Source organism: Chitinophaga solisilvae, from assembly GCF_009928525.1.
Classification (GTDB): domain Bacteria; phylum Bacteroidota; class Bacteroidia; order Chitinophagales; family Chitinophagaceae; genus Chitinophaga; species Chitinophaga solisilvae.
Map to the genome: position 1 here is coordinate 190,744 of NZ_JAABOK010000003.1, position 13,577 is coordinate 204,320.

Genomic DNA, 13,577 nt, shown 5'->3' on the forward strand with positions numbered 1-13,577 from the left:
GCAGTATCCGCTCTGGTCTTCGCTTTTACATTCGTAATTCGCAATTCGTAATTCGTAATTACTGTTTTGCAAGGCCTGCCATCCACTGACTGATGTGGGTGCAGTTTTTATAATCTTCATCTACGTGTACGTAGAAGGTTGGGATCTTTTCTGTGAGCCATTTGTTGATGGCTTCTGCCTTTTTGATGTCCAGGGTACGTTGCTGCACGCGGGAATAATCGTCAGTGAGGTTTTCCCGGTGTGGCTGGGTACGTGTTTTCAGATAAACGATGCGGGTGGCAGTGCGGCCGTTATCGTCGGTGAATTGTACCGGAGCGGAGATTTTGCCTGGTTTCAGGGTATCCAGCATCATAACGATGTCTCTTTCAGAAGGGTCGTCCAGCTGATCGATCGTGATCAGGGTACCGCCTTCGCCGGTTCTTGACTGGATCATACCGCCGTCGAATTTGGCGGATGGGGCGTCACTGAACTTGGTAACGGCTTCGGAGAACGTGTATTTATTGTTGAGGATACCGCTGCGGATAGAGTCCAGTTTGGTCATGCAGGAAGAGAGGTCGGATTTGGTTACGGCTGCTCTTACCAGGATGTGCTGTACAGTAACGTTGTCGCCCTGGCGTTTAACCATCTGAATCAGGTGGTAGCCGTGCTGGGATTTTACCGGAGAAGAGATTTCTCCTTCTTTCAGACGGAAGGCTGCGGCGAGGAAGTCGGGATCCCAGGTGTTTTTTTCGTTGCGGTTAAGCACGTAAACGCCTTTGTTTTCCTTTACGCCAGGATCTTCGGAGTAGAGAATGGCTAGGGAACCGAAATCTGATTCTTTATTCTGTACGCGTTTTTTGAAATCGAGTAAGCGGTCGATGGCGTAGTTATCCATTTCCCGGGTAGCTTTAGGGGTAATAACGATCTGGCCTACTTCCAGCTCAGATTCGTAGAATTTGAGACTGTCTTTCGGGATGGCATCATAGTAACGTTTTACCTCGGAGGGGGTTACTTTAACGGATTCGATTACTTTATTCCGCATGGCTTGTGCCAGCAGGTTTTCCCTGATGGGGGTACGGAAGCGTTCGCGGAGCTGATAAACGGAATATCCGGTTATTTCCTTCATTTTTTCTTTGGAGCCGTACAGCTGTTCGAAGTAGCGGATACGGTTTTCCATTTGCGCTTCAATTTCGCCGTCTGTGATAGGTAAGCTGTCACGTTCAGCCTGGAGAACCATTACTTTTTGGGATATCAGCATCTCCATGGTGTTACAGGCAGCCTGCGGAGGGATGTTGCCATCCGGGGTGTTGCGCTGAATTTCAGCGAGCGCGCCATCCATATCGGATTTCAGGATGATTTTATCACCCACCACACCGATGATTTTGTCTGCCACCAGTTTTTGCTGGGCGGTAGAAGCCTGCCATAACAGCAATGTACATGCAGATAATGCCAAAAGTTTCTTCATACTAAAGCGGTAAAATTCAAAAATAACCAATTAAAGATCAGTACTGTAGTAGATTAAGACTGATTTAACAAAAGTTTAGAAATAGATTTTAGCTTTCAGCCGGTTACAGGGCTGTTATTATTCTTATTTGTAAGAAGAAAGGCTGTCGGTATAGAGTTACCGTTGGGTTTCTCTATTCCGGCAGCCTTTCAATCAGGGATATTGTCAATATCTCCCCGGCGGGCGGGGAGATATTATTTTAGAGTGTTCTTTTTACTTCTACTTCTTCGAAGCCTTCGATGATATCGTTTGGTCTGAGGTCGCTGTAACCGCGTACGCTGAGACCGCATTCCATGTTGGAGGCTACTTCCTTCACGTCATCTTTATAACGTTTGAGGGAGGCGAGTTCTCCGGTGAATACTACGATACCGTCTCTTACCACGTTGATGCGGGTATTGCGGGCTAACTTGCCATCGAGTACGAAGCAACCTGCAACGGTAACCTTGTCGAATTTGTAGGTTTCGCGCACCTGAACGTTGCACACCACTTTCTTTTCGATTTTTGGTTCCAGCATCCCTTCCATCGCGCTCTTGATTTCTTCGATCGCGTCGTAGATGATGGAGTAGTTGCGGATTTCGATGTTTTCTTTTTCCGCCAGCTTGCCTGCCTGGGAAGAAGGACGCACCTGGAAACCGAGGATGATGGCATCAGAAGCGGTAGCGAGCAATACGTCGGATTCGGTGATCTGACCTACGGCTTTGTGTACGATACTGATAACGATTTCTTCGGTAGACAGTTTCTGCAGGGAGTCGCTCAATGCCTCAACGGAACCGTCAAAGTCGGCCTTGATGATGAGGTTAAGCTGTTTAAAGTTACCCAGTGCCAGACGGCGGCCGATTTCATCCAGAGTGATATGTTTCTTGGTACGGATACCTTGTTCGCGAACGATCTGGGCTCTGCGGTTAGCCACTTCTTTAGCTTCAGATTCGTCTTCGTACATTTTGAACTTCTCACCTGCCTGAGGGGCGCCATTCAGACCGAGTACCTGTACCGGCATGGAAGGTCCGGCGATGTCCATTTTCTGGCCGCGTTCGTTGAACATGGCTTTGATTTTACCGTAGAAGGAGCCGGATACGATGGTATCGCCCTGACGGAGGGTACCATTCTGTACCAGGAGGGAGGCAACGTAACCGCGGCCTTTATCCAGGGATGCTTCCACGATAGAACCGGATGCTTCGCGGTCAGGGTTGGCTTTCAGTTCCAGCAGTTCTGCTTCGAGCAGTATTTTTTCGAGGAGAACGTCGATGTTCAACCCGCTTTTTGCAGAGATTTCCTGGCTTTGGTATTTACCGCCCCAGTCTTCCACCAGGAGGTTCATACCGGCCAGTTGTTCCTTGATTTTCTCAGGGTTGGCGCCGTCTTTATCTATCTTGTTGATAGCGAAGACCATTGGCAGGCCTGCTGCCTGAGAGTGAGAGATGGCTTCCTTGGTCTGCGGCATGATGGCGTCATCAGCAGCTACAACGATTACGGCGATATCCGCTGCTTTCGCACCACGGGCACGCATGGCGGTAAACGCTTCGTGACCCGGGGTATCGAGGAAGGTAATTTTCTTACCGTTAGCGGTGGTTACCTGGTATGCCCCGATGTGCTGGGTGATACCACCGGCCTCGCCGGCTACCACGTTAGCGCTGCGGATGTAGTCGAGCAGGGAGGTTTTACCGTGGTCTACGTGACCCATGATCGTAACGATCGGGGCGCGTGGGAGCAGGTCTTCCGGTGCATCTACTTCATCTTCCTCATCGGTTTCTTCTACAGCATCCAGACCAATGAATTCCACTTCGTAACCGAATTCGCCGGCCACCAGTTCTATTACTTCCGCATCGAGGCGTTGGTTAATAGATACCATGATACCGAGGCCCATACATTTGGAGATTACTTCTGCGAAGCTAACGTCCATCAGGTTGGCCAGCTCGCTCACGGAAACGAATTCCGTTACCTGGAGCTTGTTGTCTTCCTGACCTTCTTTAGCTTTGAGGGAAGCTCTTTCCTCACGTTTTTCCCTGCGGTGTTTGGCTTTCACGTTTTTACCGCGACCGCCGCCACCGAGTTTGGCCATTGTTTCCTTGATCTTATTCTGGATCTCGTTTTTGTCGATTTCTTTTTCTTCAACAGGACGTTTATCATCACGGTTACCATGGCCGGGTCTGTTATAGTTACCGCCCTGGCCTGGCCGGTTGTAGTTGCCTTGTCCGCCTGGTCTGTTACCGCCCTGGCCACCGCCTCTGTTGAAGCCGCCGCCTTGTTGTCCCTGACCGCCGCCCTGACGGTTACCACCCTGACCGCCGCCTCTGTTGAAGCCGCCGCCCTGGTTCTGACCGCCCTGGCCCTGACCCTGGCCTTGTCTGTTGAATCCGCCGGTATTACCGCCGCCCTGACGGTTGCGGTTATCGCCCTGTGGACGATTACCACCCTGATGGCCGCCGCCGCGGTTATCGTGCGGACGGTTGCCTTGCTGACGATGTTCGCCGGGGGCTCCGCCTTCCTTACGATCTCCTTCTTTAGGAAAATCTTTGGACTGGATAGGTTCCGGTTTTTTCTCAACGATGATACGCTTGCGTTTGCGTTTTTCGTCTCTGCTGAAGTTGTTTTTGTTATTATCGCGTCTGTCAGACTGAACTGGCAGTTCAATTTTACCGATTACTTTCGGGCCGGTTAATTTTTCGGCCTGGATGTTTGTAATAACAGCAGGTGTTTGCTCGTCCTGAGCAGGAGGAGGTGTTTGCTGGCTGTTATTATCGGTAGCAGCAGTATTGCGATTTTCTTCCTTTACGGGTTGTTTAACAGGAATTGTCGCCGGTTCTTTGATTGCAGCCGGTTTTGCCTCTTGTAATACTTCTTCCACTTTTTTAACTACAGGTTTATCTTGAACCGGTGCGGCTTTCTCCGTTTTTTCTGTCGTATCGGTTGTTTCTGTTTTCGCTGCTTTCTCTGCTTGCGGCGCAGGTTGGGCGGGTTCCGCCTTTTCCTCTTTTTTAGGTGTAGCTATCTCCGGTTTTTCTGCTTTTTCGGCCGGGGCAGTGGTAGCTGCCGGGGCAGGAGTAACAGGCGCCGGTTTAGGTTCCGGTTGTTTTTCTGCGGCAGGCGGAGGAGTAACCGGTTGCGGTTTTTCCTCTCTGGCAGGCGGAGCCGGAGTAGCAGCTTCCGGTTGAGGAGCCGGGGTATCCGGTTCTTTCTTCGCGGGAGCTTTTTTACGGTTAATGGCGTCGAGATCAATAGTAGTAATGACTTTCGGCCCGTTAATTTTAGGTGATTCAGTTTTCACTACTTCCTGTTCGGCAGGAGGCGGAGTAACCGGCGCTTTGGGAACTTCCGCAACAGGGGGAGCTGTAACAACGGGTTGTTCCACTTTGGGTTTCGGTTCTTCCTTCTCTTTTTCTTTGGCAGGAGGTGGTGTTGCAGGGGCAGCAGCCTGCGGTTCCTGTTTAGGGGTTTCCCTGACAGGTTCTGTTTTAGTTTCAGGAGCTGGTTCTGCTTTAGGAGCTTCCGCTACGGGTGCAGCATCGTCTTTGTCTTTCGTATTATTCTTTTTAGCCGCAGCCTCCGCTTCCTCCTTCTCCTTCTTCATCTTCGTTTCTAACACGCTTCCTTTGGGCAGGGCTATCTGATCGCTTTTGCGTTTGTTAGCCTTGTCCTGTTGGAACTCCGACTGCAGCGCTGAGTACATAACAGCCGTGAGGCGGGCATTTGGAGAACCAAAGCCACCCATATCAAAGCCTTTATTGCTAAGGAAATCTATGAGGGTTTCCTTACCAATATTAAACTCTTTGGCTGCAGCCAGCAATCGTGGTGTGTTGTTTGTTGTTTCAGGCATATCGTATTTCGGGCCTCCCCTGTTTCCCGTTTTTTCCAAACGGGATGTTTTTTTACGTTTAAACAATAACTCGAAAAAATCAATTCCCCTTCTTATAAGCCCTTTACCTGGGAAGGGTTCTGGCTGGGCTTTATTCTTTGTCAAACTCTTCCTGTAATATTCTTCTTACATCCTGCACTGTCTCTTCTTCCAGATCCGAACGGCGAACCAGTTCTTCAGTGGTCAGCTCTAATACGCTGCGGGCAGTGTCACAACCTATTCTTTTCAGTTCATCTATGATCCATTCTTCGATTTCATCTGAGAATTCTTCCAGATCGATATCAAATTCAGCCTGTTCCTGAGCTTCATCGCGGAACACATCTATTTCGTAGCCGGTCAGTTCGCAGGCGAGCTTAATGTTTACGCCTTTTTTGCCGATGGCCAGTGATACCTGGTCAGGGTTGAGGTAAACAGAAGCGTATTTGTTTTCGTTATCCACTTCCATACGGCTGATCCTTGCCGGCGTGAGGGAGCGCTGGATCAGCAGCTGAATGTTGGTGGTATAGTTAATGATATCAATATTTTCGTTTCTGAGTTCACGAACAATACCGTGAATGCGGCTACCTTTCATACCCACACAGGCGCCCACCGGGTCAATACGGTCATCGTAGGATTCTACGGCAACTTTTGCTCTTTCGCCCGGTTCGCGGACGATTTTCTTGATGACAATAAGACCGTCAAATATTTCAGGCACTTCAATCTCCAGGAGTTTGGCCAGGAAGGATGGGTGAGTGCGGGAGAGGATGATGAGCGGAGCATTATTCTTCATTTCTACTTTCTTCACTACCGCCCTGACATTTTCCCCTTTTTTGAAATAATCTGTGGGTATTTGTTCAGATTTAGGCAAAATTAACTCATTCCCTTCATCATCAAGCAATAAAACTTCTTTTTTCCAAACCTGGTACACTTCCCCGTTCACAATTTCGCCTGCTTTATCGGCGTATTTCTTCACCAGGATATTTTTTTTCAGGTCGCCGATACGGGCAGACAGTGTTTGTTTGGCTGCCAGGATTGCCCTGCGGCCGAAATCCAGGATTTCCACTTCTTCGTAAAGATCCTCACCGATCTGGTAGTCCGGTTCTACTTTAATTGCATCAGCATATGCAATCTGCGCATTATCATCTTCCACTTCTCCGTCGGCCACAATGGTACGACGGCGTAATATTTCAAGGTCGCCTTTCTCTGTATTTACAATGACATCAAAGTTCTCATCCGAGCCATATTTTTTCCGCAGCAGTGTTTTGAACACATCTTCCAATACCTTCATCAACGTAGGGCGGTCAATGTTTTCCGCCTCTTTAAACTCGGTGAATGACTCAATCAGGTTAATACTAGCCATGTTTAGTTGTTATATTTTAAAACACGATGCACACTTTAGTGTGCTTTATTTCATTAAGTTTTAAGTCGGTTGATTTAATTTCCTTCTTTTTGCCAATCAGTTCTTCAATCGTGATGGTTTCTTCAGTTACCGCCACCAGATTCCCTTCTTTAACGCTTCCGTCAAGGAGGGTCACTTCCACTTTACGTCCAATATTTTTAAGGTATTGTCTGTGCAATTTCAGGGGCTCATCCAGGCCGGGGGAAGAAACTTCCAGGGAGAAATCGTTGTTGGGAAACAGTTCAGCAGCTTCCAGCAAAGGATAGAGCTTTCGGTTAAAGGATACCAGCTTATCTACCGGCACACCTTTGTCCCCATCTAAAAAGAGCTTTACGTTGTTAGTGGGCTTAATTCTGATGTCTACCAAAAAATTATCGGGATCATTTGCCAGCAGTCCTTCTGCTAATTCCCGGATAGCGTTTATCACGTGTTCGTTTGCCATACAAAAAGCGCGAAGGGGACAATGTCTCGTCCCCTTCGTTTGAATCATTTTTCCTACGCAAATTTAGGATTTTATTTTGATTGAAAAACAAATTCTTTAACTTGTATATAAATATATGTATGCAGAAGCTGTCCCACCTGTCATATATCTTTTAAAAATATTTAATGCACATGGCGTTGATAAAAAAGATATATCCTGAACTTCTGGCCTGGCCTGCCGGATTATTGCTGCTATACTTTTTTCAACCCGGCCGGCAAGGTGCTTCGCTCTGCCTGTTTAAAAATGCAGGACTCCCCTTCTGCCCCGGCTGCGGCCTGGGCCACAGCATACATTACCTGTTACACGGCCAGTGGGAAACTGCCATCCGCCATCACTGGCTGGCGCCTTTTGTAGTAGCAGGGCTGATTTACCGGATCGCACAACTGTCTATATTACAATATTCCACCTTCAAAAACCCCTGAATTATGACAGACTTTTCTTTCGCTATGCTTCCGGGAATAGAGCCCGAAGAGATGCTGTGGCTGCAGGAAATCACTAAAAACTACAGTCTGGAGAACAAACAGCGCTTTCTGGCCGTTTATCAGTCCAGACGCAAAGACCCGCAAGTCATCCTGATCTGCTCCCTGCTGGGGCTGGTGGCGGTAGCCGGCATCCAGCGGTTTCTGCTCGGCCAGATCGTGATGGGTATCCTCTACATGATTACCCTGGGATTTTGCTGTGTAGGAACTATTATAGATGCTGTCAACTACCGGAAGCTCACCTGGGAATACAACAAGCAGGAAGCGCTGAAAGCGGCCGGACTGCTGGGCCTGTAAAACAGGAAAGTTAAAGAAACCTTAAAACCAGATAGCCGCCGGAATCGGGGAAGATATAATCCGCTATCTTTGTCGCATTATGTTGAGATTTTTGCTTTATATGTTTTTTGCGTGGCTGCTGTACAAGCTGGTATTTGATTTTATCATACCGGTTTACAGATCCACTAAAGTCGTACGCAAACAGATGAGCGATATGCAACAGCATATGCGCCAGCAATATGAGGAGCAGCAGGCGGCCCAGAATGGCTATACCCAGCAGCCTCCCGTTTCCCGTCCGGCTCAGAAACCGGGTAAGGACGACTATATTGATTTTGAAGAAATTAAATAACAGCGTTTGTACTGACATCCATTGACAGTTACAACAGACGAAATTTTCTCCCTGGTTGCCATAGCAGCCGGGGATTTTTTTTATTTCCAATGTGTTGTTACTGCCAGGCATACTGCCGCTACCACACTGTAATCCTTAAACTCGCTCCGCATCACCTGTAATGCTTTACCCATATGCTTTTCCACGGCTTTTACGGAAATGCCTAAACGCGCTGCTATCTCCTTATAGGATAACTCATCTCTTCTGCTGAGGAGAAAAATTTCCCGGCTGCGGGCACTCAGGCGGTCCAGGGCTGCTCCGAAACGTTTTTCCAGTAGCTGCAGGTCATAGTTACAGGCGCTTTCCGCCGCCTCCGGGATGATGACCTGCTGGTGGTGCTGTTCATGAATCAGGGAGTTGCGTAATTCGTTGAAGATGCGGTTGCGCAGGGCGCTGTGCAGATAAGCCCTGATATTGGTGATTTCTCCCAAAGTGGCGCGTTTCCGGTAAAGGTTTAGAAACACTTCTTGCAGCAGGTCTTCCAGCAAATGTGGTACCGGCAGCTTTTTGAAGGCTGTCAGGTACAGCTCCTGCGCATGGCGCTCGTACAACGTCCGGAAGGCATTGTTGTCATCGCGCGCCAGCAGGGCCGTCAGCTCCTGGTCTGATAAGGTGGAATACGTGGTCATTCGGGGCAAAAGGTAAAAAAATAAAAGAGATGTTGATAATTACCTTTTTAAAAAAGAAGGAAGAAGAGGTAGGGTAGTTAAAAAATTATGTGTCTTATATAGACATGCAACCAGAAACAACCGACAGGCAGCTGCTGCAGCTGCTGGACAAATACCTGAAAGGAGACTGTACAGAAAAGGAGCGGCAGCAGCTGGAATCCTGGTACGAGACTTTTGAGTCCGGGCTGTCAGAAGAGGCGCCCGCAGGGCTGCCTGCGCTCTACGACAGCATGGTGCTGCAATTACAGGCAGAACAGGAATGGGTGGTGCCGGCAAAAAAATGGCGCGGGTGGTGGAAAGCCGCTGCCGCAGTACTGCTACTGATTGCGGGCAGCCTGCTGGTTTGGATTTTACGTCCTTCCGGCATGAAGGAAATAAGCACTCTGGCAGGGGATCACCGGCAGGTAACCCTGCCGGACGGCACGCAGGTATGGCTCAATGTAAGCAGCAGCCTTAAATACAGCGGAGGAATGAAAAACGGCCGGCGCGAAGTATATCTGGATGGTGAAGGTTATTTTGATGTAGCCGGCAGTTCCCGGTATCCTTTTATCATTCATACCAAAGAAATTACCGTTAAAGTGCTGGGCACCAGGTTTAACCTGAAGACATATACCGGCGAGCCACTGGAAACCACGCTGATGGAAGGTAAGGTAGCAGTAAGTCTGAACCGCCTGCCGGAGAAATCATTGCAGCTGTCACCGCAACATAAACTGATCCTTACCCGTAAATCCGGTGCAGCTCAGGCCACCGGTGAGGACTGGGGCGATTTTATTGCCGCCGTACAACCGGTTGAACGGGAAGGTGAAACCGAAACCTTATGGCAGAAAGAACGGATGGAATTCTACGACAAATCTTTTTCCGAACTGGCCATAATTATGGAAAGATGGTATGGTAAAACTATTATTCTGAAAGATGCATCGCTGAACAGCAACAGGTTTAAGGGCACCTTCCGCCGGGAAGACATTAACCGGGCGCTGAAGGCGCTGCAGCTGACTGCCGACTTTAACTACAAAATCAAGGGAGATACCGTAATCATTTATAAATAATCAGCCAAAAGAACAGAACAATGCCAGTATCCACGACTATTCCACTACCGGGCTAACAGCGCCCCTATACATCCGTTAAAAAAGGGAAGTGCTGCTACACTCCCCTTTACTGTCAAACATGGAAACTTCATTTCCGTGCGGGAAGTCATGTGTTCCAATTGCCTAACATTCAAACCAAATGTATGAAAAAAAAGCTGTGTCCACAACCAGCCATTCCCAGGTCCTTATTGAGAAAAACACTATTGTGTATGAAGCTTTGCCTGATATTGATGACTGCTTTTGTGCTGCAACTGCGTGCTGCGGTTTATTCACAAACCCGGTTTTCCATCAGTAATAAACAGATGGAAATGCGCCGGTTGCTGGAATGGATCGAAACCAGGAGCAGCTATCGCTTTCTGTACAACTATAAAACATTTCCCGCTACAGACAAGGTAGAGGTGCATTTTGAGAATGCCACGCTGCCGGCTATCATGGATAAGGTACTGCAGCAGGCTTATACCTACCGCATCCTGGAAGACAGTCTGGTGGTCATCTCTCCTGCCGGTGAACGGCAGGATGTTACCATAAAAGGTAAGATTGCGGGCAGCAACGGAATAGAGCTGATAGGCGTGAACGTGCAGCTGAAAGGGACCAGCCGCGGTACTACCACAGATGAACACGGGAACTTTTCTATCAGCGCCCCCGCCAAAGGCGTGCTCATTATCTCCTATGTGGGATATGCCTCCCAGGAAGTGCCCATCAACGGCCGGACTCAGCTGAATACCATCACCCTCAAGGCCTCCGAAGCGGGCCTCAATGAAGTGGTAGTGCTGGGCTATGGCCAGAAACAGATCCGGCAGAGTGTTACCGGTGCTGTGAGCAGCATACAGACCAAAGAGCTGAAGCAAAGTCCGGTGGCCAACCTGACCAATGCGCTGGCAGGCCGCCTGCCCGGCCTGATTACCGCGCAGCGCTCCGGCCGTCCCGGCTCCGACTATTCGCAGCTGTTTATCCGAGGTATCAATACTACCGGCGCCACCAATCCGCTGATAGTGATCGATGGGCTTCCCCGCGGTAATGCCGACCTGGGGCAGCTGGATGCCAATGAAATTGAATCCGTGACCATCCTGAAAGATGCGTCCTCCACAGCGCTGTATGGTATCCAGGGAGCCAACGGAATTGTACTCGTTACCACTAAACGCGGACAGGACGGCCCGCCCAACATACAGGTCAACGGACAGTATGCCCTGCAGCAGCCGGTTATTTTTCCCCGCTTCCTGGACTCCTACCGTTCCGGCATGCTGCAGAATGAAGCGGCGAAAAATGACGGTATGCCACCGGTATGGACCGACCAGCAACTGGAATATTTCCGCACAGGGCTTAAACCCTATGATTATCCCAACACTGACTGGTATGATGAACTGATCAGAAATTTTTCTCCCCAAAAGACGCTGAATATGAATATCAGCGGCGGGTCCAAATATGTGCGGTATTTTGTATCCGGCTCTTACCTGCGCCAGGAGCCGCTTTACAAGCATGCCAACGAAAACGTATACGGCATCAAGTATAAGTACGACCGTTTCAACTTCCGGTCCAATGTAGATATTACGCTGGACAAGAACACCGACCTGCAGGTAGACCTGGCCTCCCGCCTGGAAAACCGTACCGGCCCGTCGTCAGACAGGGCTGACTTTGAATTTCTGTGGGTCGTGCTGTCGCAGATGACCAACAACCTCACACCGGTGAAGAATCCTGATGGCAGCATCGCTTCCGGCAATATGCGGGAAGACTTCTATAATCCATATGGCCTGCTCACCCGCAACGGTTACCTGGATGCTTACTGGCACAGCACCAACGGCAGCGTGGCGCTGACGCGCAAACTGGATTTCATCACTCCCGGCCTGAAAGTGAAAGGCCTTTTTACTTTCGAGAACTATGGCTCCATCAACGTCGCTTTTGACCAGGAGTACGATTCCTATCGTTACAAATCTGTTCCCGGTACCGGCGGCGGAATGTATACCCAGCACCGGACAGCCACCAGCCTGCAACGCTCCGGCGCCACCAGCGGCGAACGTTATTACTACTACGATGTGAAACTGATGTATGACCGCGATTTCGCCCGGCATTCACTGGGCGGACTATTGCTGTTCAACCGCAACTACCGCTCCCAGTCCGGTGACCTGCCACGGGTATACGAAGGTTATGTAGGGCGTTTAACCTACAACTACGACAAAAAATATTACCTCGAATTCAATGCCGGTTACAACGGTTCTGAGAACTTCCCTCCCGGCCGCCGCTATGGTTTCTTCCCCGCCCTATCTGCCGCCTGGATGATCAGCAATGAACGTTTTATGCCTAAAGAAGCTGCACTCAGCTACCTGAAACTGCGTTTGTCACATGGTTATGTAGGTAACGACCTGGTTGGGAATGGCCGCTGGCTGTATATCTCCGACTTTGCCAAAACAGACGGCTTTACCTTCGGCAGCGTTGCATCCGGCACCGGCGGATATGTGGAAAACAGGATCGGTAACACCGCTATTACCTGGGAAAAAGCCTCCAAGACAGACATTGGCGTAGAAACAGGTTTTCTGAAAGACAAGATAAAACTGAATCTGGACGTGTTCCGCGAGTTGCGGAGCGATATTCTTACGCAAGCCGGATCTATACCCGGTTATCTGGGTATAACCGCCGCGCTGAACCGAAACCTGGGACGTGTAGTAAACAGGGGTGTGGAGGTAGAGCTGAATGTCAACACCAACATCAAACAGGTGGGCATCTTCGCAAAAGCCAACTATCAATATGTAAAAAATAAAATACTGGAGATGGATGAGCCTAAGCTGGCTTATGCCTATCAGAGCCAGGTTGGCAATCCTATCGGCTACGGGCTTGGATACATTGCCGAAGGGCTTTTCCAGAGTAAGGATGAAATCGCGAAAAGTCCGAAGCAGACATTTGCTCCGCTGATACCGGGAGATATTAAATACCGGGACATCGACGGGAACGGGATTATCAACGAAGCAGACCGGGTGATGCTGCCCATGCTGAATGTACCGACAGGTTATTTTGGGATTACGCTGGGGGTTGACTACAAGGGGCTTGATGTGAGCGCGCTGCTGCAGGGTGCTACCGGCGGCCGTCAGATGTATTCGGCCCAGCTGGTATTCAATTACCGGGAAAGCTACCGCCCTGTGCATGAGGGCCGCTGGACGCCTGAAACTGCAGATAAGGCGACTTTTCCCGCATTGCATCTCGTAGAAAGCAATATGTCCAACAACTTCATCAGTTCTACCTACTGGATCAGAAAAACAGATTATATCAAGCTGAAGAATGTGGAGGTAGGCTATCGTCTGCCCCGCGAATGGGTGAAGAGAGTCAAGCTGAAAAGTGCGCGTGTATACGTGAACGGTATGAACCTGGTGAGCTGGGATCATGTCAAAGACCTGGGCGTAGATCCGGAGGCCAATACAGCAGACCGCTGGGGATGGCAGCCCTACCCTATTATGCGGGTGTATAATGCCGGTATTACCATCAACCTTTAAACCTAGA

10 protein-coding genes are annotated in these 13,577 nt (G+C 49.4%); 5 read left to right on the forward strand and 5 right to left on the reverse strand.

What is annotated here, in order from left to right; translation table 11 throughout:
• Window positions 1-58 precede the first annotated feature (58 nt).
• The 4 genes from GWG06_RS06775 to GWG06_RS06790 all read right to left on the reverse strand — a co-directional run bounded on the left by GWG06_RS06775 (window position 59) and on the right by GWG06_RS06790 (window position 7,156).
• Window positions 59-1,444, reverse strand: a complete 1,386-nt coding sequence (locus GWG06_RS06775; RefSeq protein WP_127038316.1) for a peptidylprolyl isomerase — start codon at window positions 1,442-1,444, stop codon at window positions 59-61.
• Window positions 1,445-1,682: 238 nt separating this feature from the next.
• Window positions 1,683-5,336, reverse strand: a complete 3,654-nt coding sequence (gene infB, locus GWG06_RS30685) for a translation initiation factor IF-2 (RefSeq protein ID WP_262888676.1) — start codon at window positions 5,334-5,336, stop codon at window positions 1,683-1,685.
• A gap of 91 nt (window positions 5,337-5,427) precedes the next feature.
• Complete coding sequence (gene nusA, locus GWG06_RS06785) at window positions 5,428-6,675, reverse strand: transcription termination factor NusA (RefSeq protein WP_127038318.1); 1,248 nt, start codon at window positions 6,673-6,675, stop codon at window positions 5,428-5,430.
• Window positions 6,676-6,691: 16 nt separating this feature from the next.
• Entirely contained in the window at window positions 6,692-7,156 is a 465-nt protein-coding gene (locus tag GWG06_RS06790; RefSeq protein ID WP_235938185.1) for a ribosome maturation factor RimP, read from the reverse strand.
• A gap of 170 nt (window positions 7,157-7,326) precedes the next feature.
• Here GWG06_RS06790 and GWG06_RS06795 point away from each other — a divergent pair, with 170 nt between their 5' ends.
• From GWG06_RS06795 to GWG06_RS06805, 3 genes are all read left to right on the forward strand, one after another.
• A complete protein-coding gene (locus tag GWG06_RS06795; RefSeq protein ID WP_127038322.1) occupies window positions 7,327-7,617 on the forward strand; it encodes a DUF2752 domain-containing protein in 291 nt (96 codons plus the stop codon).
• A gap of 3 nt (window positions 7,618-7,620) precedes the next feature.
• Window positions 7,621-7,971 carry a TM2 domain-containing protein gene (locus GWG06_RS06800; RefSeq protein WP_127038324.1) on the forward strand — a complete coding sequence of 117 codons (351 nt, stop codon included), beginning with the start codon at window positions 7,621-7,623 and terminating at the stop codon, window positions 7,969-7,971.
• Between the two features lie 100 nt (window positions 7,972-8,071).
• Window positions 8,072-8,299, forward strand: a complete 228-nt coding sequence (locus GWG06_RS06805; RefSeq protein WP_148128177.1) for a hypothetical protein — start codon at window positions 8,072-8,074, stop codon at window positions 8,297-8,299.
• 80 nt (window positions 8,300-8,379) lie between these two features.
• Here GWG06_RS06805 and GWG06_RS06810 read toward each other — a convergent pair whose 3' ends face one another.
• A complete protein-coding gene (locus GWG06_RS06810) occupies window positions 8,380-8,967 on the reverse strand; it encodes a sigma-70 family RNA polymerase sigma factor (RefSeq protein WP_160712175.1) in 588 nt (195 codons plus the stop codon).
• Window positions 8,968-9,071: 104 nt separating this feature from the next.
• Here GWG06_RS06810 and GWG06_RS06815 point away from each other — a divergent pair, with 104 nt between their 5' ends.
• Both GWG06_RS06815 and GWG06_RS06820 read left to right on the forward strand, forming a co-directional pair.
• Window positions 9,072-10,052: a FecR family protein gene (locus tag GWG06_RS06815; RefSeq protein ID WP_160712177.1), complete on the forward strand. Its 981-nt coding sequence runs from the start codon at window positions 9,072-9,074 to the stop codon at window positions 10,050-10,052.
• Between the two features lie 248 nt (window positions 10,053-10,300).
• A complete protein-coding gene (locus tag GWG06_RS06820) occupies window positions 10,301-13,570 on the forward strand; it encodes a SusC/RagA family TonB-linked outer membrane protein (RefSeq protein ID WP_160712179.1) in 3,270 nt (1,089 codons plus the stop codon).
• Window positions 13,571-13,577 lie beyond the last annotated feature (7 nt).

What these genes read in the sequence shown, in the direction of transcription:
- GWG06_RS06800 (WP_127038324.1), top strand. Translation starts at nt 7,621, where the DNA reads ATGACAGACTTTTCTTTCGCTATGCTTCCGGGAATAGAGCCCGAAGAG.
- nusA (WP_127038318.1), bottom strand. Translation starts at nt 6,675, where the DNA reads ATGGCTAGTATTAACCTGATTGAGTCATTCACCGAGTTTAAAGAGGCG.
- GWG06_RS06805 (WP_148128177.1), top strand. Translation starts at nt 8,072, where the DNA reads ATGTTTTTTGCGTGGCTGCTGTACAAGCTGGTATTTGATTTTATCATA.
- GWG06_RS06795 (WP_127038322.1), top strand. Translation starts at nt 7,327, where the DNA reads ATGGCGTTGATAAAAAAGATATATCCTGAACTTCTGGCCTGGCCTGCC.
- GWG06_RS06775 (WP_127038316.1), bottom strand. Translation starts at nt 1,444, where the DNA reads ATGAAGAAACTTTTGGCATTATCTGCATGTACATTGCTGTTATGGCAG.
- GWG06_RS06810 (WP_160712175.1), bottom strand. Translation starts at nt 8,967, where the DNA reads ATGACCACGTATTCCACCTTATCAGACCAGGAGCTGACGGCCCTGCTG.
- GWG06_RS06790 (WP_235938185.1), bottom strand. Translation starts at nt 7,156, where the DNA reads ATGGCAAACGAACACGTGATAAACGCTATCCGGGAATTAGCAGAAGGA.
- GWG06_RS06815 (WP_160712177.1), top strand. Translation starts at nt 9,072, where the DNA reads ATGCAACCAGAAACAACCGACAGGCAGCTGCTGCAGCTGCTGGACAAA.
- GWG06_RS06820 (WP_160712179.1), top strand. Translation starts at nt 10,301, where the DNA reads ATGAAGCTTTGCCTGATATTGATGACTGCTTTTGTGCTGCAACTGCGT.